The organism is Rhizobium arsenicireducens (assembly GCF_964021225.1).
This window is the reverse complement of sequence record NZ_CAXHYK020000001.1, coordinates 1,871,427-1,892,891: the sequence shown is the minus strand read 5'-3', so window position 1 is coordinate 1,892,891 and position 21,465 is coordinate 1,871,427. Positions and strand designations below refer to the sequence as shown.

Genomic DNA, 21,465 nt, shown 5'->3' with positions numbered 1-21,465 from the left:
CGTAGATATGACAGGGCTTGTCATTTCACAGCGGCCTGGAGACCAACCATGATCCTTCCGACTGTGCTGCCGCGTCAATCCGCAGGGATTTGCGCCGTCTATGCCCTCCCGGCCATGCCGCTGGCGGTGATAGCGCTTCCCCTCTACATCATCGTACCGAGCTTCTATGCGGCGAGCTTTGCGATTCCGCTGGCCGCAATCGGAGGGGTTCTTCTCGCGATTCGCCTGCTCGACGCGGTGACCGACCCGCTTTTTGGCTGGCTCGCCGACCGGGTGACATGCCGTTTTGGTCGCCGACGCGGATTCTTCCTGGCCTCCCTGCCTTTGACCGCCCTGGCCGCCTTCATGCTGTTCTGGCCACCGGTCGATGCCGGCATTGCCTATCTCGCGCTCTGGGGCGCCGCGTTGTCGATCGGCGCCACCTGGACATTGCTGCCCTATACCGCTTGGGGCGCAGAACTCTCGGATGGCTATCATGAGCGCGTCCGCATCTCGGCCTGGCGAGAGGGGGCGACCCTCATAGGGTCGCTCGTGGCCATTTCGCTGCCCTTCATCGGCGGACTGGAGCACGTCGGCGACTTTAATGGTCTCGCCTGGATTGCGGTTTTCGTCGTGCTGCTGTTGCCGCTCGCCGGCAGCCTCGCCGTTTGGCGGGTGCCGGAGCCGATCGATCGATCGGTGCGGCAATTGTCCATCAGAGAGGGACTGGCGCATCTTGTTGCCAATCGGCCATTCCTCCGGCTGGCGATAGCCTTTCTGCTCAACAGTTTCGCAAATGCCATCCCAGCCTCGCTCTTCATCTATTTCGTTACAGCGCGTCTGGCTGCACCCGGCTGGGAAGGGCCGCTTCTGTTTGCCTATTTTCTCGCCGCAATCGCCGGCGTTCCGCTCGCAGTCTGGACCTCGGCGCGGCTCGGCAAGCATCGTGCCTGGTCGATTTCCATGGCGCTCGCTTGCCTCGTGTTCTCGGGTGCCGGATTTCTCGGGGAGGGGAATGTCGCTGTCTTTGCCGTGATCTGCGCGGCGACCGGCGTCCTGCTCGGCTTCGATCTCGCACTGCCGCCGGCCATTCAGGCCGATGTCATCGACAATGATACCGTGCGCTCGGGCGAACAACGTTCCGGCCTCTATTTCGCCGCCTGGAGCTTCATCACCAAACTGTCCCTGGCGCTTTCGGCCGGCATCGTGTTTCCGCTTCTGGGCCTGGCCGGCTTTTCGACCACGCCGGGCTCATCGCAGAGCGCTACCTCACTGCAGGCGCTTGGAGCGCTCTATGCCTGGTTGCCGATTTTCCCGAAACTCGCTGCGATCGCCCTGATGTGGCGCTTTTCCCTCGATGAGGCGGAGCAGCAGAGGCTGCGCCAGCAGCTCGCGTGATGCGATCCAATCGTGCTCGCAGAAATAGCCTATTTTTATCGGAGAATGGTGGGCGATGAGAGACTCGAACTCCCGACATCCTCGGTGTAAACGAGGCGCTCTACCAACTGAGCTAATCGCCCTTCCGCAGTGTCGGGCGATGCCCGTTGCGTCGGTGGCCGTGATCTATGCGGATCGGCAAAAATCCGCAAGAGTATTTATGAAGATTTTTTGATTTTTTTGCCGAGTGGGGACGAATTCCGGCACCGGGCCCCGGCTTTGCTGGCTTTTCGCTTTGGGTTGGGGAGGGGGTGGTCTTCCGCTGTCGCGATGGGATCCCACGGACCGCGGCGAACAAAATTCGGTCCTCCATGGAATTGTCTTCGATCGCGCTTGACACCAATAAGCGAACCCCTTAGTTAGCCGCTCATCGAACGGCCCAGCCGATCGTAACGAAGCGGCGACGCTTCTGTTTGAGAAATGCGCGGGTGTAGCTCAGTTGGTTAGAGTGCCGGCCTGTCACGCCGGAGGTCGCGGGTTCGAGCCCCGTCACTCGCGCCATTCTCAAATTTCTTCCTTGTTGTCATGCTCCTCGGGGCGGCGACCAAGGGTCGGATCGCCTCTCGGTGATCCATCGTGCGCGGGTGTAGCTCAGTCGGTTAGAGTGCCGGCCTGTCACGCCGGAGGTCGCGGGTTCGAGCCCCGTCACTCGCGCCATTCATTCCCCCTTCGACCAGTGTATTGTTGCGCCGCACGATCATAATGTAATGATTGCGCGCGACAGGGTTTTTATCGGCTGATAAAGTCATCGCGGTATCGGGTAAAAGCCCGATGTCGGTCTTGCGCAACCGGGCCGGCTGCGCTAACCACGGCTCGTTGCAACACTCTTTTCGGCTTGTTGGCCTTGTGCCCGAAATGCCGCCCGGCATTCGATGCAAGCAGGGATGGACATGATGACTGAACTGCTCAGTTCCTATCTTCCGATTGCCATTTTCATCGGTATTGCCCTCGTCATCGGCCTGGCGCTGCTGATCGCGCCGTTCGCCGTTGCCTTCAAGGCGCCCGACTCGGAAAAGCTCTCGGCCTACGAATGCGGCTTCAACGCTTTTGACGATGCGCGCATGAAATTCGACATCCGCTTCTACCTGGTGTCGATCCTCTTCATCATCTTCGACCTCGAAGTCGCTTTCCTCTTCCCCTGGGCGGTATCGTTCGGTGAAATCGGCTGGTTCGGCTTTTGGTCCATGATGGTGTTCCTCGCTGTGCTGACCATCGGCTTTATCTATGAATGGAAGAAGGGGGCACTCGAATGGGAGTGAGCCAGTCCAACACGACGCTGGTTGCGCCGCAGCCCAAGGGAATCATTGATCCCAATACCGGCAAGCCGATCGGATCTGACGATGCCTTCTTCGGCGAGATCAACAACGAGCTCGCCGACAAGGGCTTTCTCGTTACCTCGACCGATGAGCTGATCAACTGGGCGCGCACCGGCTCGCTGATGTGGATGACCTTTGGTCTTGCCTGCTGTGCAGTCGAGATGATGCAGCTTTCCATGCCGCGTTACGACGTTGAGCGCTTCGGTTTTGCGCCGCGCGCTTCGCCGCGCCAGTCCGACGTGATGATCGTCGCCGGCACGCTGACCAACAAGATGGCGCCTGCACTCCGCAAAGTCTACGACCAGATGCCTGAGCCGCGCTACGTCATCTCGATGGGCTCCTGCGCCAACGGCGGCGGCTATTATCACTATTCCTATTCCGTCGTGCGCGGCTGCGACCGCGTCGTGCCGGTCGACATCTATGTGCCGGGCTGTCCGCCGACGGCAGAGGCGCTGCTTTATGGCGTACTTCTGCTGCAGAAGAAGATCCGCCGCACCGGCACCATCGAACGGTAAGGCGAAGGGACGAGACAAATGAGTGAAGCCCTGAACGAGCTTGCATCCTACCTCTCCGAGGTGCGCGGTGCGCTCATCACCTCTGCAGATCTGCGTTACGGCGAACTGAGTCTCACGACGAACCCAGAAAACGTGATCGCGCTCCTGACCTTCCTGCGCGATGACGTGCAGTGTGGGTTCCTTAACCTGATCGACATCTGCGGCGTCGACTACCCGACACGTGAAGACCGCTTCGATGTGGTCTATCACCTCCTGTCGCCGCGCCAGAATCTTCGCATCCGCATCAAGGTCGCGACCAACGAGGACAAGCCGGTTCCGTCGGCCTGTTCCGTTTTCCCGGGTGCCGACTGGTTCGAGCGGGAGGCTTGGGACATGTACGGCATCATGTTCACCGACCATCCGGACCTGCGCCGCATCCTCACCGACTACGGTTTCGAGGGTCACCCGCTGCGCAAGGATTTTCCGACCACCGGCTTCGTCGAGGTCCGCTACGACGACAACGCCAAGCGGGTCGTCTACGAACCGGTCGAACTCAAGCAGGAATTCCGAAATTTCGACTTCCTCTCGCCCTGGGAAGGCACGGATTACGTGCTGCCGGGCGATGAGAAGGCGGCGAAGTAAGGACGGAAGGTTAGCGCAATGACTGAACACAACGTCCGCAATTTCAATATCAACTTCGGCCCGCAGCATCCGGCGGCGCATGGCGTTTTGCGTCTCGTGCTGGAGCTCGACGGCGAGATCGTCGAGCGCGTCGATCCACATATCGGCCTGCTGCACCGCGGCACCGAAAAGCTGATCGAGACCAAGACCTACCTGCAGGCGCTGCCCTATTTCGACCGGCTCGACTACGTCGCGCCGATGAACCAGGAGCATGCCTATTCGCTGGCGGTTGAAAAGTTGCTTGGCGTGGAAATCCCGATCCGCGGTCAGCTGATCCGTGTGCTCTATTCGGAAATCGGCCGTATCCTGTCGCACATTCTGAACGTCACAACCCAGGCGATGGACGTCGGCGCTCTGACGCCGCCGCTCTGGGGGTTCGAGGAACGCGAAAAACTGATGGTTTTCTATGAGCGGGCCTGCGGCGCGCGCATGCACTCGGCCTACATCCGTCCGGGCGGGATTCACCAGGACCTGCCGCACCAACTGGTCGAGGACATCGGTAAGTGGTGCGACGAGTTCCCGGCCAAACTCGATGATATCGACGCTCTTCTGACAGGCAACCGCATTTTCAAGCAGCGCAACGTCGACATCGGCGTCGTCAGCCTTGAGGATTGCTGGGCCTGGGGCTTCTCCGGCGTCATGGTGCGCGGTTCGGGCGGCGCCTGGGACCTGCGCAAGTCGCAGCCCTACGAGTGCTATGCCGACATGGACTTCGACATCATGGTCGGCAAGAACGGCGACTGCTACGATCGCTACCTGATCCGCATGTTTGAAATGCGCGAATCGGTGAAGATCATGAAGCAGTGCGTGAATCGTCTGCTGGGTGATGCCAAGACCGGTCCGATCTCCTCGATTGACGGCAAGGTCGTTCCGCCGAAGCGCGGCGAAATGAAGCGCTCGATGGAAGCACTGATCCATCACTTCAAGCTCTACACCGAAGGCTACCATGTTCCGGCAGGCGAGGTTTACGCCGCGGTCGAGGCGCCGAAGGGCGAGTTCGGCGTCTATCTTGTCTCGGATGGCACCAACAAGCCCTATCGTTGCAAGATCCGCGCTCCAGGCTACGCGCATCTCCAGGCGATGGACTACATTTGCCGCGGCCATCAGCTCGCCGACATTTCGGCGATCCTCGGCTCGCTCGACATCGTGTTCGGTGAGGTTGACCGCTGATGCCGCGCATGCTGCTGATGATCGCCGCCGTGCTCTTCGCCGCCAATATGCAGGCGCAGGATTCGGGTGTGTCGTCCAGCAGTTCCTCGTCATCGATGGGGGACCTCATCAAGCAGGGCTACGAGATCAAGTCCACCGTCTCTAACGGTTCCAAGCTGATCGTGTTCCTGCAGAAAGACAACTCGGCCTATGCCTGCGAATTCACGTCCCTGACGAGTTCGCGGTGTGGTTCCATAAACTGAGACAAGGCGTGAGGAAGTAATGTCCGTTCGTCGACTAGCCGAAGATCAATTCCAGCCGGCAGGCTTTTCCTTCAACGAGGAGAACGCAGTCTGGGCCGAGGCAACGATTGCCAAGTATCCTGAAGGCCGGCAGCAGTCGGCGGTCATTCCGCTGTTGATGCGCGCCCAGGAGCAGGACGGTTGGGTCACCCGAGCGGCGATCGAATTCGTCGCCGACAAGCTCTCCATGCCTTATATCCGAGTGCTGGAAGTGGCGACCTTCTACACCCAGTTCCAGCTGAAGCCGGTCGGCACGCGCGCTCACGTGCAGGTCTGTGGCACGACGCCGTGCATGCTGCGCGGCGCTGAGGATCTGATCAAGGTCTGCAAGTCGAAGATCCATGCCGATCCGTTCGAGCTGAATGCCGACGGTACGCTGTCGTGGGAAGAGGTCGAATGTCAGGGCGCCTGCGTGAATGCGCCGATGGTGATGATCTTCAAGGATAGTTTTGAGGACCTGACGCCGACCCAGCTGGAGCACATCATCGACCGTTTTCAGGCAGGCAAGGGGTCCGACATTACGCCCGGGCCGCAGGTCGATCGTATCTATTCGGCGCCTGCCGGTGGGCCGACCACGCTGACGGAAGAGATCGTCGTGCCGAAGGCCAGAATTGAGACCGAACCAGCAGAACCGGCAGCCGTGCCGCCGGCGAATGCGGCCAAGCCAGTGACGACCACCGACGAGACCAATCCGACACTTAAAACCCCGGCCGACGGCAAGTCTGCCACCCCGGGCGGTCCTGACGTGAAGCCGGCCCGCAAGAGCGCAAAGCCGGCCAGCGATGAGATCAAGGAAGTGATTTCGGAGACGGCGGCAGCCGACGGCGCCGGCAAGGCGCCGAAGGTACAGGTTGCCACCCAGCCTTCGCTCGATGACAAGAACCGTCCGGCCTCCGTTGAGAAGCCGGCCACGCCGGACGACCTCAAGATGATCTCGGGCGTTGGCCCGAAAATCGAAGGCATCCTCAACGGTCTCGGCATCTACACCTTTGCCCAGATCGCCGGCTGGAAGAAGGCCGAGCGCGAATGGGTCGACGGCTATTTGAAGTTTGCAGGCCGCATCGAGCGCGACGACTGGGTCAAGCAGGCCAAGGCGCTCGCCAAGGGCGGTGAAGCCGAATACATCAAGGTCTTCGGCAAGAAGCCGCGGTAAGGGGGTTAAGATATGTTGAGAGATCAGGATCGCATCTTTACCAATATCTACGGCCTCAAGGACAAGTCCCTGAAGGGCGCGATGAGCCGTGGTCATTGGGACGGTACCAAGCAGCTGCTCGAAAAGGGCCGCGACTGGATCATCAACGAGGTCAAGGCCTCGGGCCTGCGCGGCCGTGGCGGCGCCGGATTCCCGACCGGTTTGAAGTGGTCCTTCATGCCGAAGGAATCCGACGGTCGCCCGCATTATCTCGTCGTCAATGCCGACGAGTCCGAGCCCGGCACCTGCAAGGACCGCGACATCCTGCGCCATGATCCGCATACGCTGATCGAAGGCTGCGTCATCGCTTCCTTCGCCATGGGCGCACACCATGCCTACATCTACGTGCGCGGGGAGTTCATGCGCGAGCGTGAGGCCCTTCAGGCCGCGATCGATGAATGCTACGCCTACGGCTTGCTCGGCAAGAACAACAAGCTCGGCTATGACATCGACATCATCGTGCATCACGGCGCCGGCGCCTATATCTGCGGCGAAGAAACCGCACTGCTCGAAAGCCTGGAAGGCAAGAAGGGACAGCCGCGGCTGAAGCCCCCGTTCCCGGCCAATATGGGTCTTTACGGTTGCCCGACGACGGTCAACAACGTCGAATCGATTGCCGTCACCCCCACGATCCTGCGCCGTGGCGCCGGCTGGTTCTCCAGCTTCGGCCGCCCGAACAATGTCGGCACCAAGCTTTTCATGATCTCGGGCCACGTCAACCGGCCTTGCACGGTCGAGGAGAGCATGGGCGTTACCTTCCGTGAGATGATCGAAAAGCATGCCGGCGGCATCCGTGGCGGTTGGGACAACCTTCTCGCCGTCATTCCGGGCGGTGCATCTTGCCCGGTCGTCAAGGCCGAGGACATGATGGACGTTGTGCTCGACTTCGACGGCCTGCGCGAGGTCAAGTCGTCGTTCGGTACCGGCGGCATGATCGTCATGGACAAGTCGACCGACATCATCAAGGCGATCTGGCGCATCGCGGCCTTCTTCAAGCACGAGAGCTGCGGCCAGTGCACGCCGTGCCGCGAAGGCACCGGCTGGATGATGCGCGTCATGGAACGCATGGTGAAGGGCAATGCCCAGAAGCGTGAAATCGACATGCTGTTCCAGGTGACCAAGCAGATCGAGGGCCACACCATCTGTGCGCTTGGCGATGCCGCGGCTTGGCCGATCCAGGAACTCATCCGCAATTTCCGCCCCGAAATCGAGGCGCGCATCGATCAGTATACACGCCACGCCATGGCGCATGGCGTGGTAATGGAAGCGGCCGAGTAAGGACGAGCGGCGATGGCCAAGGCACCGGACAAGACGGGGGAAGGGCGGTCGGCGGAGGCCGCTGATTTTGGTCGTCTTGCCGATGCGCTGAAGGACATGCCGGCCGTGCCCCTGCACCCGCTGATGGCGCATCCGACGGCGGCGCTTGCCGCGGCCACGGCGATCGGGTTTGGCCTTGCGACGCACATGACGAGCGTCTTCCTCGGTTCGCTGCATGGCGCGATCGAGGCGACCAACAGACTGGCCCGCCAGCTCGAGGATGAGCAGGCGAAAACCGATACCGGAGTAGGGCCCGTTCCGGCTGAGGCCGGGCCGAACGAACCAGTCTCGGCCGCAGATAGAGTGAAGCCCCGCAAGGCGGGGCAGCCGAGGCCGGCGACGGTGAAGGCGGCCAAGCCGGTGGCATCGAAACCGGGCGCTGCCAAGTTGACGGCGGCGAAACCAAAGATGGTCAAGCCAGCGGTGGCGCAGACTACGGCGGCGATCGCTACGGCCGAAGCGCCTGCAAGGTCCGCAGTGGCCAAGGCGGCAAAGCCTGCGAGGTCGAACGGCAGGGCCGACGATCTGAAGAAGATCGAGGGCATCGGGCCAAAGCTGGAGCAGATACTGAACGGTCGCGGAATTCGCCGCTTCGCGGATCTGGTGGCGCTGGGCGCCGGTGAGCTCGAAGCGCTCGACAAGGCGATCGGGCTTGGCGGCCGGGCGCTTCGTGACGACTGGCTGGGCCAGGCGCGAAATTTGGCGCGTGGCAAGAAATAACGACTGCGAAGCGCTCTGCAGGGGGCGTTTCGCGGTCAGCGAAGAACAACGGATCTCCAGCCTCGCGATACGGGGTGAGGATAGGGAAATGAACGGCGGGGATGAGCCAATCGAGGTTGGTCGGCTCCGCCTGCCGCAGCGAGGGCTGCGGTGCAATGCGCATTATGCGTGAGGCAGGAAGGCGAATATGGCTAAGCTGAAAGTCGACGGTAAAGAGATCGAAGTCCCGGATCATTTCACGCTGTTGCAGGCGTGTGAGGAAGCCGGCGCCGAAGTCCCGCGCTTTTGTTTCCATGAACGGCTGTCGGTTGCCGGCAATTGCCGTATGTGCCTCGTCGAGGTGAAGGGTGGCCCGCCGAAGCCGGCGGCCTCCTGCGCCATGGGCGTGCGCGACATTCGCGGTGGCCCGAACGGCGAGCTGCCGGAAGTCTTCACCAACACACCGATGGTCAAGATGGCCCGCGAAGGCGTGATGGAATTCCTGTTGATCAACCACCCGCTCGATTGCCCGATCTGCGACCAGGGCGGCGAATGCGACCTGCAGGACCAGGCCATCGCTTTCGGCATGGACAGCTCGCGCTACACCGAAAACAAGCGCGCCGTCGAAGACAAGTATATCGGCCCGCTGGTCAAGACCGTGATGAACCGCTGCATCCACTGCACGCGTTGCGTCCGCTTCACCACCGAGGTCGCCGGTATTGCCGAGCTCGGCCTGATCGGCCGTGGCGAAGACGCCGAGATCACCACCTATCTCGAGCAGGCGATGACGTCGGAGCTGCAGGGCAATGTCGTCGACCTCTGCCCGGTCGGCGCGCTAACCTCGAAGCCGTTTGCCTTCACCGCCCGTCCTTGGGAGTTGAACAAGACCGAATTGATCGACGTCATGGACGCGCTTGGGAGCGCGATCCGCGTCGATACCCGCGGCCGCGAAGTGATGCGCATCATGCCGCGCATCAACGATGAGGTGAATGAGGAGTGGATTTCGGACAAGAGCCGCTTCATCTGGGATGGCCTGAAGACCCAGCGTCTTGACCGGCCCTACGTGCGCCGTGACGGCCGCCTCCAGGTTGCAACGTGGGGCGAAGCCTTCGCCGCCATCAAGTCGGCCGTTGCTACCGCGTCCGGTGCCAAGATCGGCGCGATCGCGGGCGATCTGGCCTCGGTCGAGGAAATGTACGCGCTGAAGGCGCTCATCAACTCGCTCGGCTCGACCAACACCGACTGTCGCCAGGATGGGGCGGCACTTGATCCGTCGCTCGGTCGCGCAAGCTACCTGTTCAATTCCACCATCGAAGGCATCGAGTTGGCGGACGCGATCCTGATCGTCGGTGCCAATCCGCGCTACGAAGCGGCCGTTCTCAACGCCCGCATCCGCAAGGCCTGGCGCCGCAGTGGCCTGCCGATCGGCGTGATTGGTGAAGGCGGCGAGATGCGCTATCCTTACGAACATCTCGGTGCTGGCACGGATACGCTGAGCGAGTTGGTTTCCGGCAAGAACGCCTTCGTCGAGAAGCTCAAGGCGGCCAAGAATCCGCTGATCATCATCGGCCAGGGTGCACTCGTCGGGGCTGAAGGTTTGGCCGTGCTGGGCAACGCCGCAAAGCTCGCCAGTGCTGTCGGTGCAGTCTCGGATGAGTGGAACGGCTTTGCGGTCCTTCACACCGCCGCTTCGCGCGTCGGTGGCCTCGACCTCGGCTTCGTACCGGGCGAGGGCGGTGTCGCTGCCGCCGATATGCTGACCTCGATGGACGTGCTCTTCCTGCTCGGTGCCGACGAACTCGACTTCACCAGGAAGTCGGCAAAGTTCACCGTTTACATCGGCAGCCATGGCGACAACGGCGCACACCATGCCGACGTCATCCTGCCGGGAGCGACCTATACCGAAAAGTCGGGCACCTGGGTCAACACCGAGGGGCGCGTCCAGATGGGCAACCGGGCGGGCTTCGCGCCTGGCGATGCCCGCGAGGACTGGGCGATCATTCGGGCGCTTTCCGATGTTCTCGGCAAGAAGCTTCCCTTTGATTCGCTTGGCGCTCTGCGGGCCAGGCTCTATGCGGACTACCCGCATTTCGCCGCGCTGGACGAGATTGCACCGGGCGCCGGTGCTGAAATTGCCGCAGTTGCGAAAAAAGCCGGGAAGATGACGAAATCCGCGTTTGCGTCGCCGGTCAAAGACTTCTATTTGACGAACCCGATCGCACGCGCTTCGGCCGTCATGGCTGAGTGCTCGGCGTTGGCCCGCAACAATTTCCAGGCTGCGGCAGAGTAAGGGCAGGGGATCATGGATAGCTTCGTTTCCACTTATGTCTGGCCGGCGGCCATCATGATCGGCCAGTCGCTTCTGCTTCTGGTCGCCCTTCTGGTCTTCATCGCCTATGTTCTGCTCGCCGACCGCAAGATCTGGGCCGCCGTCCAGATGCGCCGTGGTCCGAACGTCGTCGGTCCCTGGGGTCTGTTCCAGTCCTTCGCCGACCTTTTGAAGTTCGTCTTCAAGGAACCGGTCATTCCGGCCGGTGCCAACAAGGGCGTCTTCCTGCTCGCCCCCCTGGTTGCCGTGACGCTGGCGCTTGCCACCTGGGCCGTCGTGCCGGTCGCCGACGGCTGGGTGATTGCCAATATCAATGTTGGCATTCTCTATATCTTCGCCATCTCCTCGCTCGAGGTCTACGGCATCATCATGGGTGGCTGGGCGTCGAACTCGAAGTATCCCTTCCTTGGCGCCTTGCGTTCGGCGGCGCAGATGGTTTCGTACGAAGTCTCGATCGGCCTGGTCATCGTCACGGTCCTGCTGTGCGTCGGATCCCTGAACCTCACCGATATCGTCTACGCACAGAAGGATGGTCTCGGCACTATGCTTGGCCTGCCGAACTCCTTCCTCGACTGGCACTGGCTGGCGCTCTTCCCGATGTTCGTGATCTTCTTTATCTCGGCATTGGCAGAAACCAACCGTCCGCCTTTCGACCTTCCGGAAGCGGAATCGGAACTGGTCGCCGGCTTCATGGTCGAATACGGCTCGACCCCGTACATGATGTTCATGCTCGGCGAATATGCCGCCATCGTGCTAATGTGCGCCATGACCACCATCCTGTTCCTTGGTGGCTGGTTGCCCCCGGTGGACGTTTGGTTCCTGAACTGGGTACCGGGCATCGTCTGGTTTGTCTTGAAGTCTTCGATGGTGTTCTTCATGTTCGCCATGGTGAAGGCTTTTGTGCCGCGCTACCGCTATGACCAACTGATGCGCCTCGGCTGGAAGGTCTTCCTTCCGCTTTCGCTCGCCATGGTCATCATCGTTGCATTCGTGCTGAAGATCATGGGGTGGGCATAATCATGGCCATCCGTTCATTCGGCAGATTTGGAGGTTGAGATGGCTGGTCTTTCCCAGGCTGTCAGTTCGCTATTCCTGAAAGAGTTCGTCGGCGCTTTCTTCCTGTCGATGCGCTATTTCTTCGCGCCCAAATCGACGATCAACTATCCGTTCGAAAAGGGCCCGGTTTCTCCGCGCTTTCGCGGCGAACATGCGCTGCGCCGCTATCCGAACGGCGAAGAGCGCTGCATCGCCTGCAAACTGTGCGAGGCGATCTGTCCGGCACAGGCAATCACAATCGAGGCCGGCCCGCGCCGCAATGACGGTACACGGCGCACGGTGCGCTACGACATCGACATGGTGAAGTGCATTTATTGCGGCTTCTGCCAGGAGGCTTGCCCGGTCGATGCAATCGTCGAAGGCCCGAACTTCGAATTCGCGACCGAAACGCGCGAAGAACTCTATTTCGACAAGACCCGGCTGCTCGACAACGGCGACCGCTGGGAACGCGAAATCGCGCGTAATATCGCGCTGGATTCGCCGTACCGCTGAACCGCGGTATGACGGCGTCATGGCGAGGGACGAGCCCTCGCCGCGGCGGAATTTGAAACGGGGCGCTTGATCGGTGGGGATGCCGGTGAAGCGTCATCGGGCGGCAGGGCAGGGCCCGCGCCCGGGGGAAGATGAAAAGGCACCAACATGGGTCTTCAGGCTCTCTTTTTCTATCTCTTCGCCTTTGTCGCGGTGGCGTCGGCGTTCATGGTCATTTCCGCGCGGAACCCGGTCCATTCGGTCCTGTTCCTGATCCTCACCTTCGTGAACGCGTCGGCCCTGTTCATCCTGATCGGCGCAGAGTTCCTGGGGATGATCCTCCTGGTGGTCTATGTCGGGGCCGTTGCGGTTCTTTTCCTCTTCGTCGTTATGATGCTCGACATCGACTTCGCCGAACTGCGCTCTGGTGTATTGAAGTATGCGCCGATCGGCGCGCTGGTCGGTCTGGTCGTGGCGGCCGAACTGGTCATCGTGATTGGCGGCAGCGCACTTTCGCCGGAAGCAGCCCAGGCGATCACCATGCCGATCCCGGCGCACGACGTCCGCACCAATACCGCGGCGCTCGGCGACGTGCTCTATACCAACTATGTCTATTTCTTCCAGATCGCCGGACTGGTGCTTTTGGTGGCAATGATCGGCGCGATCGTGCTGACCCTGCGTCACCGTGAGAACATCAAGCGGCAGGACGTCTCCCGCCAGGTTGCCCGCACGCCCGAGACCGCCGTCAAGGTGGTCAAGGTCAAGCCGGGCCAGGGCATCTGAGGCAGCTGAGAGGTCAAGGAGCAAGAATTATGGAAATCGGTCTTTCCCACTACCTGACGGTCAGCGCGCTGCTTTTCACGCTCGGCGTCTTCGGCATCTTCCTCAACCGCAAGAACGTCATCGTCATCCTGATGTCGATCGAGCTCATCCTGCTCGCGGTCAACGTCAATATGGTGGCCTTCTCGGTGTTCCTCAACGACTTGGTCGGCCAGGTCTTCGCTCTGTTCATCCTGACGGTGGCGGCCGCGGAAGCGGCGATCGGCCTCGCAATCCTCGTGGTCTTCTATCGTAATCGCGGCTCCATCGCCGTCGAAGACGTCAATGTGATGAAGGGCTGATACGGCTATGCTCATCTATAAGGCTATCGTCTTTCTTCCTCTGATCGGCGCGCTCATCGCCGGCCTGTTCGGTCGCCAGATCGGCGCTAAGGCCTCGGAATACATCACCACCGGCCTGATGATCATCGTCGCGGTTCTGTCCTGGATCGTCTTCATCAATGTAGGCCTTGGTCATGGCGAAGGCGATGAAGTGATCAAGGTTTCGCTTCTGCGTTGGATCCAGTCCGGCGGCATCGACGTGGAATGGTCGCTGCGCATCGACACACTGACCGCCGTCATGCTGGTGGTCGTAAACACCGTGTCGACGCTCGTGCACGTTTACTCGATCGGCTACATGCACCACGACCCGCATCGGCCGCGCTTTTTCTCCTACCTGTCGCTGTTCACCTTCGCCATGCTCATGCTGGTGACCTCCGACAACCTGCTGCAGATGTTCTTCGGCTGGGAAGGCGTGGGTTTGGCGTCGTATTTGCTGATCGGTTTCTGGTTCAAGAAGCCGTCTGCCAACGCTGCCGCGATGAAGGCCTTCATCGTCAACCGTGTCGGCGATTTCGGCTTCCTGCTCGGGATTGGCGGCATCTTCGTGCTGTTCGGCTCGATCAACTTCGAGACGATCTTCGCCGCCGCCCAGACCTATCTGCCGGCCGAGGGCGCGGAAAGCACGGAAGCCATCATCAGCCTCTTCGGCCTGAGCCTCGACAAGGGCCATGCGATCACCGCTGTCTGCCTGCTGCTCTTCATGGGCGCGATGGGCAAGTCGGCGCAGTTCCTGCTGCACACCTGGCTGCCGGACGCGATGGAAGGCCCGACCCCGGTCTCGGCCCTCATCCATGCCGCAACCATGGTCACCGCCGGCGTTTTCCTTGTCGCCCGCATGTCACCGCTGTTCGAACTGTCGCCGGATGCGCTGACCTTCGTAACCCTAATCGGTGCGATCACCGCCTTCTTTGCCGCGACTGTCGGTCTGGTGCAAAACGACATCAAGCGCGTCATCGCCTATTCGACCTGTTCGCAGCTCGGTTACATGTTCGTGGCGCTCGGCCTCGGTGCCTATGGTGCGGCCGTATTCCACCTCTTCACGCACGCCTTCTTCAAGGCGCTCCTGTTCTTGGGCGCCGGCTCGGTCATTCATGCCGTCGATGGCGAACAGGACATGCGTTACATGGGCGGCCTGCGCAAGCACATCCCCTATACGTTCTGGGCCATGACGATTGGCACGCTCGCGCTGACCGGCGTCGGCATCCCAGGGACGATGATCGGCTTTGCCGGCTTCTTCTCGAAGGACGTGATCATTGAATCCGCCTATGCCTCGCATTCGAGCGTGGCCGGTTTCGCCTTCACCTTGCTCGTCATTGCCGCGCTGTTCACCAGCTTCTATTCGTGGCGCTTGGCCTTCATGACCTTCTTCGGCAAGCCGCGCGCCTCTGCCGACGTCATGCACCACGTGCATGAATCGCCGATGGTCATGCTGGTCCCGCTCGTCGTGCTGGTACTCGGCGCCGTGTTTGCCGGCGTCATCTTCGAGGGTTACTTCTTCGGCCATGAGTATGCCGAATTCTGGAAGGGTGCTCTGTTCACCGGTCCGCAGAACCAGATCCTCGAAGAGTTCCACCATGTGCCGCTTTGGGTGAAGTGGAGCCCATTTGTGGCCATGCTCACCGGCTTCGTCACGGCCTGGTACATGTACATCAAGTCGCCCTCGACGCCGAAGGTCCTAGCAGAGCAACATCGCGTGCTCTACCAGTTCCTGCTCAACAAGTGGTACTTCGACGAGCTCTACGACTTTCTGTTCGTCCGTTCCGCCAAGGCGCTCGGCCGTTTCCTGTGGAAGAAGGGTGACGTCGGCGTCATCGACGCCTACGGGCCGGATGGCGTCGCAGCTGGCGTTGCCGACCTGACCCAGCGTGTCGTCCGGCTACAGTCTGGCTACCTCTATCACTATGCATTCGCGATGCTGATCGGTATCGCGGCCCTTATTACCTGGATGATGCTCGGGAGTTCATTCTGATGACCGATTGGCCTATTCTCTCGACGGTCACCTTCCTGCCGCTGGTCGGCGTGGCGTTGCTCCTTCTGACGCGCCAGGACACCAGCCTCGGCCGCCGCAACATCCTCAATGTCTCGCTTCTGACGACGGTCTTCACCTTCGTCGTCTCGCTCTTCATCTGGATCGGCTTCGACAATTCGAATGCCGGTTTCCAGATGGTCGAGAAGCATGAATGGCTCGGCACCGGCATCGCCTACCATCTTGGCGTCGACGGCATTTCCATGCTGTTCGTAATCCTGACGACGCTGCTGATGCCGCTCTGCATTCTCGCCAGCTGGGCTTCGATTGAAAAGCGCATCAAGGAATACATGATTGCATTCCTGATCCTTGAAACACTGATGATCGGTGTCTTCGTCTCGCTCGACATCGTCCTCTTCTACGTGTTCTTCGAGGCCGGCCTGATTCCGATGTTCATCATCATCGGTGTCTGGGGTGGCAAGGAACGCGTCTACGCTTCCTACAAGTTCTTCCTCTACACGCTGCTCGGCTCTGTGCTGATGCTGCTCGCCATCATGGCGATGTATTGGAATGCCGGCACGACCGACATCACACAACTCTTGAACCACAAGTTTCCGGCTGAAATGCAGACCTGGTTGTGGCTCGCCTTCTTCGCCTCGTTCGCGGTGAAGATGCCGATGTGGCCGGTCCATACCTGGCTGCCGGACGCGCACGTTCAGGCGCCAACTGCGGGTTCGATGATCCTTGCCGGCATCCTGTTGAAGCTCGGCGGTTACGGGCTTTTGCGCTTCTCGCTGCCGATGTTCCCGCTGGCCTCCGACTACTTCGCGCCAATGGTCTTCACGCTCTCTGTGATCGCCATCATCTACACCTCGCTGGTGGCGCTGATGCAGGACGACATGAAGAAGGTCATTGCCTATTCTTCGATCGCCCATATGGGCTACGTGACGATGGGAACCTTCGCCGCCAATACCCAAGGCGTGCAGGGCGCGATATTCCAGATGATCAGCCACGGCTTCGTCTCGGCCGCGCTCTTCTTCTGCGTTGGCGTCATCTATGACCGCATGCACACCCGCGAGATCGCGGCCTATGGTGGTCTGGCCAACAATATGCCGAAATATGCCGTTGCCTTCATGATTTTCACCATGGCCAATGTCGGCCTTCCGGGCACCTCCGGTTTTGTCGGCGAGTTCCTGACCCTGATCGGCGTCTTCCGCGTCAATACCTGGGTGGCACTCTTCGCGGCCACCGGCGTCATCCTCTCTGCGGCCTATGCGCTCTGGCTCTATCGCCGGGTCGTCTTCGGTGCGCTCGAGAAGGAAAGCCTGAAGGGGCTTCTCGACCTTTCGGTGCGCGAGAAATTCATTCTCTATCCGCTGATTGCGCTGACGATCTTCTTCGGCGTCTATCCGGCCCCGATCTTCGACGCCACGGCCGCCTCGGTCGACCTTCTCGTGAACAACTACGAAGCCGCACTGCAGGCAGCGCAATCCGTTGCGCTCATCGCGAACTGACGACAGGATCCTTTGGACATGACCCCTGAAACACTCCTCGCTAGTCTGCATCTGGTCACGCCGGAACTGATCCTCGCGGTCGGCGCTCTGGTGCTGCTGATGATCGGCGTCTTCTCCGGCGAGAAGTCGGCGACGACCGTCATGGGCCTCGCTGTCGCGCTACTGATCGCGTCGGGTCTGTGGATGATCCTGGTTCCGGCTGAGGGCGAAGCCTTTGGCGGTGCCTACAAGGCGGACGGCTTTGCCCGCTTCATGAAGGTTCTGGCACTCATCGGCTCGATCACTGCCATGATCATGGCCGTTGGCCACGCCCGCCGCGATCATCTCGACAAGTTTGAGTTCCCGGTCCTGCTCGTGCTCGCGACCCTCGGCATCATGCTGATGATCTCGGCCAACGACCTGATCTCGCTCTACCTGTCACTGGAACTGCAGTCGCTGGCGCTCTACGTGGTTGCTGCCATCAACCGTGACAGCCTGCGCTCGACCGAAGCGGGCCTCAAGTATTTCGTTCTCGGCTCCCTGTCGTCGGGCATGCTGCTCTATGGCATGTCGCTCGTCTACGGTTTCACCGGAAATATCGGATTTGACGAAATCGCCGCGGTCCTGGCCGGTGGCAATGCAGGTCTTGGCGTAATCTTCGGTCTGGTCTTCATTCTTGCGGGCCTAGCCTTCAAGATCTCGGCCGTGCCGTTCCATATGTGGACGCCGGACGTGTACGAGGGCGCGCCGACCCCGGTGACGGCCTTCCTTGCTGCAGCTCCGAAGATCGGCGCGATGGCGATCGTCGTACGTATCGCCATCGACGCCTTCCTTCCTCTCTTCGCAGAATGGCAGCAGATCGTCGTCTTCATCTCGATCGCCTCGATGCTACTCGGATCCTTCGCCGCGATCGGCCAGCGCAACATCAAGCGACTGATGGCCTATTCCTCGATCGGTCATATGGGCTATGCCTTGGTCGGCCTTGCTGCCGGAACAGAGACTGGCGTGACGGGCGTTATCACCTACATGCTGATCTACCTGGTCATGACGCTTGGCACCTTCGCCTGCATCATGGCGATGAAGGATAAGGAAGGTGGCAATGTCGAGAACATCAACGATCTCGCCGGCCTGTCCACGACGAAGCCGTTCATGGCCGTCGTTCTGACCGCACTGATGTTCTCGCTCGCTGGCATCCCGCCACTTGCAGGCTTCTTCGGGAAATACTTCGTCTTCGTCGCTGCCATCGAAGCCAAGCTCTATGCGCTCGCCATCATCGGTGTGCTTGCGTCCGTCGTCGGCGCGTTCTACTACCTGCGCATCGTGAAGGTCATGTGGTTCGATGAAGCGAAGGGCGATTTCTCTCGCATCGCCGGCGAACTGCGCCTCGTCTTCGGCCTCTCTGGACTGTTCGTCGTCGGCTATGTTCTGGTCGGCGGTCCGCTTGGAACGGCAGCCGAGGCAGCCGCCAAGACGCTCTTTAATTGACCAAGGGCGGCGAACATCGCCGGATTTCGCTCGACGATTTCCGCCATGAGGCGCTTGGCGCCGTGGCGTCGACCAATAGTGAATGCCTCGCCCGCGCTCGCGCGGGCGATTTCGGTCTTCTCTGGATCACGGCCGATAGCCAGACGAGCGGCCGCGGCCGTCGTGGCCGGGCATGGGCGTCCGAACCTGGCAATCTCTACGCGTCGCTGCTTCTGATCGACCCGGCTCCGATGGAGCGCCTGGCTTCGCTTCCGCTCGCGGTGGCACTGGCCGTGCATGCGGCGATCCGCGCAATTCTTCCTCTTGAAGCGCTGCCGCTTGAGGTGAAATGGCCGAACGATATCCTGATCGGCCGCAAGAAGGTCTGCGGCATCCTGCTCGAAGGCGAGCGCGTTGCCGACGGACGCAATGCGCTGGTGGTCGGCATCGGGATCAATATTTGTACCAAGCCAGAGGAGACGGTCTATCCGGTGACGTCACTGGCGGATCAAGGTGTTTCGGTATCGGCGCCAGAGCTCTTTGCTCATCTGTTCGCCAGTATGGCGGCGATCCTGGCGATCTGGGATGAGGGTAGGGGGATCGCCAGAATCGTCGATTTGTGGCGTGCGGTCGCCTGTGGCATCGGGGAAAAAATTACGGTGAACCTGCCCGACAGGTCGATTTCCGGTTACTTTTGCGGAATTGATGATAAAGGCATGCTGATACTCGACCGCGGCGAAGAAGGCCGCATGGCGATCGCCGCTGGCGACGTCTTCTTCGGGTGAAATGGATTAAGGAAGAATGGCAAAGAACGAAGAACTGGTTTTCGTACCGCTGGGCGGTGTCGGCGAAATCGGCATGAACCTCGCACTCTACGGCTATGGTGCGCCGTCGAACCGCGAATGGATCATGGTCGATTGCGGCGTGACCTTTCCAGGTCCCGACCTGCCGGGCGTCGATCTCGTGCTTGCCGACGTCAGCTTCATTACCGCCCGCAAGAACAAGCTCAAAGCGATCATCATTACCCATGCGCATGAGGACCACTATGGCGGCCTGAACGACATCTGGCCCGGCCTCAATGTCCCCGTCTACGGGTCAGGCTTCACTGCCGGCATGCTGGAAGCCAAGCGCGACTATGAGGGTAGCAGGGCGAAGATTCCTGTGACCCCGTTCAAGGCCGGCGACGTGATCAATGTCGGCCCCTTCTCGATCGAGGCTGTCGGCGTCAACCACTCGATTCCAGAGCCGATGTCGCTCGTCATCCGCACGCCGCTCGGCAACATCATCCACACCGGCGACTGGAAGATCGACCACCATCCGTCGCTCGGGCCGTTCACCGACGAGGCGCGGTTCCGGGCACTTGGCGACGAGGGCGTGCTGGCGCTGATGTGCGACAGCACCAATTCCATGCGCGACGGCGTTTCTCCATCGGAGGAACAGGTCTCGGAAGGGCTTCGCCAGATCATCGAGGCGGCCGAAGGCCGTGTCGCGATCACCACCTTTTCCTCGAATGTCGGTCGTATCCGTTCCATCGCCCAGGCGGCCGAGGCGGCCGGCCGCGAAGTGCTGCTGCTAGGCTCATCGCTGAAGCGTGTCTGCGCGGTCGCCGAGGATCTCGGTATCATGGAGGGGTTGAAGCCCTTCATTGCCGAGGATGAGTTCGGTTTTATTCCGCGCAACAAGGTGGTCATCATCCTGACCGGTAGCCAGGGCGAGCCGCGGGCAGCGCTCGCCAAGATCGCGCGCGACGAGATGCGCAATGTGGCACTGACTGCCGGCGATACCGTTGTGTTCTCCTCGCGCACCATTCCGGGCAATGAGAAGGCGATCATCGAGATCAAGAACGGTCTGATGGAGCAGGGTATCCATATTGTCACCGACAGCGAGGCGCTGGTCCACGTCTCCGGCCATCCGCGGCGCAGCGAGTTCGTGCAGATGTACGAGTGGACACGACCCGAAATCCTCGTGCCGGTGCATGGTGAAGCCGCCCATCTGATTTCCCAGGCCGAGCTGGCGGGGCAGGCTGGCATCAAGAGCGTGCCGCGGGTGCGCAACGGCGACATGCTGCGCCTGGCGCCGGGGCCGGCCGAGGTCATTGATCAGGTTCCGCACGGTCGCATCTACAAGGACGGCAAACTGCTCGGTGATCTCGACGAGATGGGCATCGGCAATCGGCGCAAGCTCTCTTATGTGGGGCATGTCTCCGTCAATGTCCTGCTGGACAGCCATCTCGAGTTTCTCGGTGACCCGGATCTCGTGACCTTCGGCCTGCCGAAGTATGATCAGGAGGGTGAGGCCATGGAGGACACCCTCTATGACGCTGTGCTCGGTGCCGTCGAAAGCATTCCGCGCGCTCGGCGCAAGGATCTGGACACGGTGCGTGAGAGCATCCGGCGTGCGGTGCGGGGCACGGCCAACGATGCCTGGGGCAAGAAACCCATCGTCACGGTCTTCGTGACCAAAGTCTGATTGCTGTCTGCGGCGAAGCTTGCATAGCCTCGCCGTGTTTCGTCTCCGAGGGAGTTAGTCATGCTTGGACGCGTCAACCACGTCGCCATCGCCGTGCCGGATCTTGCCGCCGCGACCGCATCCTATCGCGATATGCTAGGGGCACATGTTTCACAGGCTCAGGCCCTGCCGGAACATGGCGTAACGGTCGTTTTCGTTGAACTGCCGAATACCAAGATCGAATTGCTCGAGCCGCTCGGCGACGACTCGCCGATCGCCGCTTTTCTGGCCAAGAACCCGGCCGGCGGCATGCATCACATCTGTTACGAGGTCGAGGATATCCTCTCGGCACGTGACAAGTTGGCAGCGACCGGCGCGCGGGTGCTTGGTGGCGGAGAGCCCAAGATCGGTGCTCATGGCAAGCCGGTGCTGTTCCTCCACCCGAAAGACTTCTACGGGACGTTGATCGAGCTTGAGCAGGTCTGAGGTCTGTCTCTCTTGATTTGCGTGAA

General features: G+C 60.8%; 20 protein-coding genes and 3 tRNA genes. 22 read left to right on the top strand and 1 reads right to left on the bottom strand.

Features of this window, described 5'->3' with window-relative positions; genetic code table 11:
- Positions 1-48: 48 nt before the first annotated feature.
- Entirely contained in the window at positions 49-1,377 is a 1,329-nt protein-coding gene (locus ACWPVA_RS09385) for an MFS transporter (protein ID WP_454287425.1), read from the top strand.
- 46 nt (positions 1,378-1,423) lie between these two features.
- Here the strand turns inward: ACWPVA_RS09385 and ACWPVA_RS09380 are convergent.
- Positions 1,424-1,499: transfer RNA gene (locus ACWPVA_RS09380), tRNA-Val, on the bottom strand.
- Between the two features lie 341 nt (positions 1,500-1,840).
- Between ACWPVA_RS09380 and ACWPVA_RS09375 the strand changes: the two genes are divergently transcribed.
- The 21 genes from ACWPVA_RS09375 (at position 1,841) to mce (ending at position 21,439) form a co-directional block, all read left to right on the top strand.
- A tRNA-Asp gene (locus tag ACWPVA_RS09375) sits at positions 1,841-1,917 on the top strand.
- Between the two features lie 79 nt (positions 1,918-1,996).
- Positions 1,997-2,073, top strand: a tRNA-Asp gene (locus ACWPVA_RS09370).
- A gap of 236 nt (positions 2,074-2,309) precedes the next feature.
- Positions 2,310-2,675: an NADH-quinone oxidoreductase subunit A gene (locus ACWPVA_RS09365; protein WP_454287424.1), complete on the top strand. Its 366-nt coding sequence runs from the start codon at positions 2,310-2,312 to the stop codon at positions 2,673-2,675.
- Positions 2,666-3,247: a NuoB/complex I 20 kDa subunit family protein gene (locus tag ACWPVA_RS09360; RefSeq protein WP_454287423.1), complete on the top strand. Its 582-nt coding sequence runs from the start codon at positions 2,666-2,668 to the stop codon at positions 3,245-3,247. Before ACWPVA_RS09365 ends, ACWPVA_RS09360 begins: the two co-directional genes overlap by 10 nt.
- Before the next feature lie 18 nt (positions 3,248-3,265).
- Positions 3,266-3,868 (top strand): NADH-quinone oxidoreductase subunit C, encoded by a 603-nt coding sequence (locus ACWPVA_RS09355; protein ID WP_454287422.1) that lies wholly within the window; start codon positions 3,266-3,268, stop codon positions 3,866-3,868.
- Positions 3,869-3,886: 18 nt separating this feature from the next.
- Entirely contained in the window at positions 3,887-5,077 is a 1,191-nt protein-coding gene (locus tag ACWPVA_RS09350; RefSeq protein WP_454287421.1) for an NADH-quinone oxidoreductase subunit D, read from the top strand.
- Between the two features lie 47 nt (positions 5,078-5,124).
- On the top strand, positions 5,125-5,319 hold the full coding sequence (locus tag ACWPVA_RS09345; protein WP_454289559.1) for a hypothetical protein: 195 nt from the start codon (positions 5,125-5,127) through the stop codon (positions 5,317-5,319).
- A 19-nt stretch (positions 5,320-5,338) separates the two neighbouring features.
- Positions 5,339-6,511: an NADH-quinone oxidoreductase subunit E gene (locus ACWPVA_RS09340; protein WP_454287420.1), complete on the top strand. Its 1,173-nt coding sequence runs from the start codon at positions 5,339-5,341 to the stop codon at positions 6,509-6,511.
- Between the two features lie 12 nt (positions 6,512-6,523).
- Positions 6,524-7,828 (top strand): NADH-quinone oxidoreductase subunit NuoF, encoded by a 1,305-nt coding sequence (nuoF, locus tag ACWPVA_RS09335; protein WP_454287419.1) that lies wholly within the window; start codon positions 6,524-6,526, stop codon positions 7,826-7,828.
- A 12-nt stretch (positions 7,829-7,840) separates the two neighbouring features.
- A complete protein-coding gene (locus ACWPVA_RS09330; RefSeq protein ID WP_454287418.1) occupies positions 7,841-8,587 on the top strand; it encodes a 5' DNA nuclease in 747 nt (248 codons plus the stop codon).
- 187 nt (positions 8,588-8,774) lie between these two features.
- A complete protein-coding gene (nuoG, locus tag ACWPVA_RS09325) occupies positions 8,775-10,856 on the top strand; it encodes an NADH-quinone oxidoreductase subunit NuoG (RefSeq protein ID WP_454287417.1) in 2,082 nt (693 codons plus the stop codon).
- 12 nt (positions 10,857-10,868) lie between these two features.
- Positions 10,869-11,912, top strand: a complete 1,044-nt coding sequence (gene nuoH / locus ACWPVA_RS09320) for an NADH-quinone oxidoreductase subunit NuoH (protein ID WP_454287416.1) — start codon at positions 10,869-10,871, stop codon at positions 11,910-11,912.
- 39 nt (positions 11,913-11,951) lie between these two features.
- Complete coding sequence (nuoI, locus tag ACWPVA_RS09315; RefSeq protein ID WP_454287415.1) at positions 11,952-12,443, top strand: NADH-quinone oxidoreductase subunit NuoI; 492 nt, start codon at positions 11,952-11,954, stop codon at positions 12,441-12,443.
- A 147-nt stretch (positions 12,444-12,590) separates the two neighbouring features.
- On the top strand, positions 12,591-13,205 hold the full coding sequence (locus ACWPVA_RS09310; protein ID WP_454287414.1) for an NADH-quinone oxidoreductase subunit J: 615 nt from the start codon (positions 12,591-12,593) through the stop codon (positions 13,203-13,205).
- A gap of 29 nt (positions 13,206-13,234) precedes the next feature.
- Positions 13,235-13,543 (top strand): NADH-quinone oxidoreductase subunit NuoK, encoded by a 309-nt coding sequence (gene nuoK, locus ACWPVA_RS09305; protein WP_454287413.1) that lies wholly within the window; start codon positions 13,235-13,237, stop codon positions 13,541-13,543.
- A 7-nt stretch (positions 13,544-13,550) separates the two neighbouring features.
- On the top strand, positions 13,551-15,551 hold the full coding sequence (gene nuoL, locus ACWPVA_RS09300) for an NADH-quinone oxidoreductase subunit L (protein ID WP_454287412.1): 2,001 nt from the start codon (positions 13,551-13,553) through the stop codon (positions 15,549-15,551).
- Entirely contained in the window at positions 15,551-17,062 is a 1,512-nt protein-coding gene (locus tag ACWPVA_RS09295) for an NADH-quinone oxidoreductase subunit M (protein WP_454287411.1), read from the top strand. Before nuoL ends, ACWPVA_RS09295 begins: the two co-directional genes overlap by 1 nt.
- Before the next feature lie 18 nt (positions 17,063-17,080).
- A complete protein-coding gene (gene nuoN, locus ACWPVA_RS09290) occupies positions 17,081-18,526 on the top strand; it encodes an NADH-quinone oxidoreductase subunit NuoN (protein ID WP_454287410.1) in 1,446 nt (481 codons plus the stop codon).
- Complete coding sequence (locus ACWPVA_RS09285) at positions 18,523-19,290, top strand: biotin--[acetyl-CoA-carboxylase] ligase (RefSeq protein ID WP_454287409.1); 768 nt, start codon at positions 18,523-18,525, stop codon at positions 19,288-19,290. Before nuoN ends, ACWPVA_RS09285 begins: the two co-directional genes overlap by 4 nt.
- Before the next feature lie 16 nt (positions 19,291-19,306).
- Entirely contained in the window at positions 19,307-20,974 is a 1,668-nt protein-coding gene (locus ACWPVA_RS09280; RefSeq protein ID WP_454287408.1) for a ribonuclease J, read from the top strand.
- Positions 20,975-21,034: 60 nt separating this feature from the next.
- Complete coding sequence (gene mce / locus ACWPVA_RS09275) at positions 21,035-21,439, top strand: methylmalonyl-CoA epimerase (RefSeq protein WP_454287407.1); 405 nt, start codon at positions 21,035-21,037, stop codon at positions 21,437-21,439.
- Positions 21,440-21,465: the final 26 nt, after the last annotated feature.

What these genes read in the sequence shown, in the direction of transcription:
- ACWPVA_RS09385 (WP_454287425.1), top strand. Translation starts at nt 49, where the DNA reads ATGATCCTTCCGACTGTGCTGCCGCGTCAATCCGCAGGGATTTGCGCC.
- ACWPVA_RS09365 (WP_454287424.1), top strand. Translation starts at nt 2,310, where the DNA reads ATGACTGAACTGCTCAGTTCCTATCTTCCGATTGCCATTTTCATCGGT.
- ACWPVA_RS09360 (WP_454287423.1), top strand. Translation starts at nt 2,666, where the DNA reads ATGGGAGTGAGCCAGTCCAACACGACGCTGGTTGCGCCGCAGCCCAAG.
- ACWPVA_RS09355 (WP_454287422.1), top strand. Translation starts at nt 3,266, where the DNA reads ATGAGTGAAGCCCTGAACGAGCTTGCATCCTACCTCTCCGAGGTGCGC.
- ACWPVA_RS09350 (WP_454287421.1), top strand. Translation starts at nt 3,887, where the DNA reads ATGACTGAACACAACGTCCGCAATTTCAATATCAACTTCGGCCCGCAG.
- ACWPVA_RS09345 (WP_454289559.1), top strand. Translation starts at nt 5,125, where the DNA reads ATGCAGGCGCAGGATTCGGGTGTGTCGTCCAGCAGTTCCTCGTCATCG.
- ACWPVA_RS09340 (WP_454287420.1), top strand. Translation starts at nt 5,339, where the DNA reads ATGTCCGTTCGTCGACTAGCCGAAGATCAATTCCAGCCGGCAGGCTTT.
- nuoF (WP_454287419.1), top strand. Translation starts at nt 6,524, where the DNA reads ATGTTGAGAGATCAGGATCGCATCTTTACCAATATCTACGGCCTCAAG.
- ACWPVA_RS09330 (WP_454287418.1), top strand. Translation starts at nt 7,841, where the DNA reads ATGGCCAAGGCACCGGACAAGACGGGGGAAGGGCGGTCGGCGGAGGCC.
- nuoG (WP_454287417.1), top strand. Translation starts at nt 8,775, where the DNA reads ATGGCTAAGCTGAAAGTCGACGGTAAAGAGATCGAAGTCCCGGATCAT.
- nuoH (WP_454287416.1), top strand. Translation starts at nt 10,869, where the DNA reads ATGGATAGCTTCGTTTCCACTTATGTCTGGCCGGCGGCCATCATGATC.
- nuoI (WP_454287415.1), top strand. Translation starts at nt 11,952, where the DNA reads ATGGCTGGTCTTTCCCAGGCTGTCAGTTCGCTATTCCTGAAAGAGTTC.
- ACWPVA_RS09310 (WP_454287414.1), top strand. Translation starts at nt 12,591, where the DNA reads ATGGGTCTTCAGGCTCTCTTTTTCTATCTCTTCGCCTTTGTCGCGGTG.
- nuoK (WP_454287413.1), top strand. Translation starts at nt 13,235, where the DNA reads ATGGAAATCGGTCTTTCCCACTACCTGACGGTCAGCGCGCTGCTTTTC.
- nuoL (WP_454287412.1), top strand. Translation starts at nt 13,551, where the DNA reads ATGCTCATCTATAAGGCTATCGTCTTTCTTCCTCTGATCGGCGCGCTC.
- ACWPVA_RS09295 (WP_454287411.1), top strand. Translation starts at nt 15,551, where the DNA reads ATGACCGATTGGCCTATTCTCTCGACGGTCACCTTCCTGCCGCTGGTC.
- nuoN (WP_454287410.1), top strand. Translation starts at nt 17,081, where the DNA reads ATGACCCCTGAAACACTCCTCGCTAGTCTGCATCTGGTCACGCCGGAA.
- ACWPVA_RS09280 (WP_454287408.1), top strand. Translation starts at nt 19,307, where the DNA reads ATGGCAAAGAACGAAGAACTGGTTTTCGTACCGCTGGGCGGTGTCGGC.
- mce (WP_454287407.1), top strand. Translation starts at nt 21,035, where the DNA reads ATGCTTGGACGCGTCAACCACGTCGCCATCGCCGTGCCGGATCTTGCC.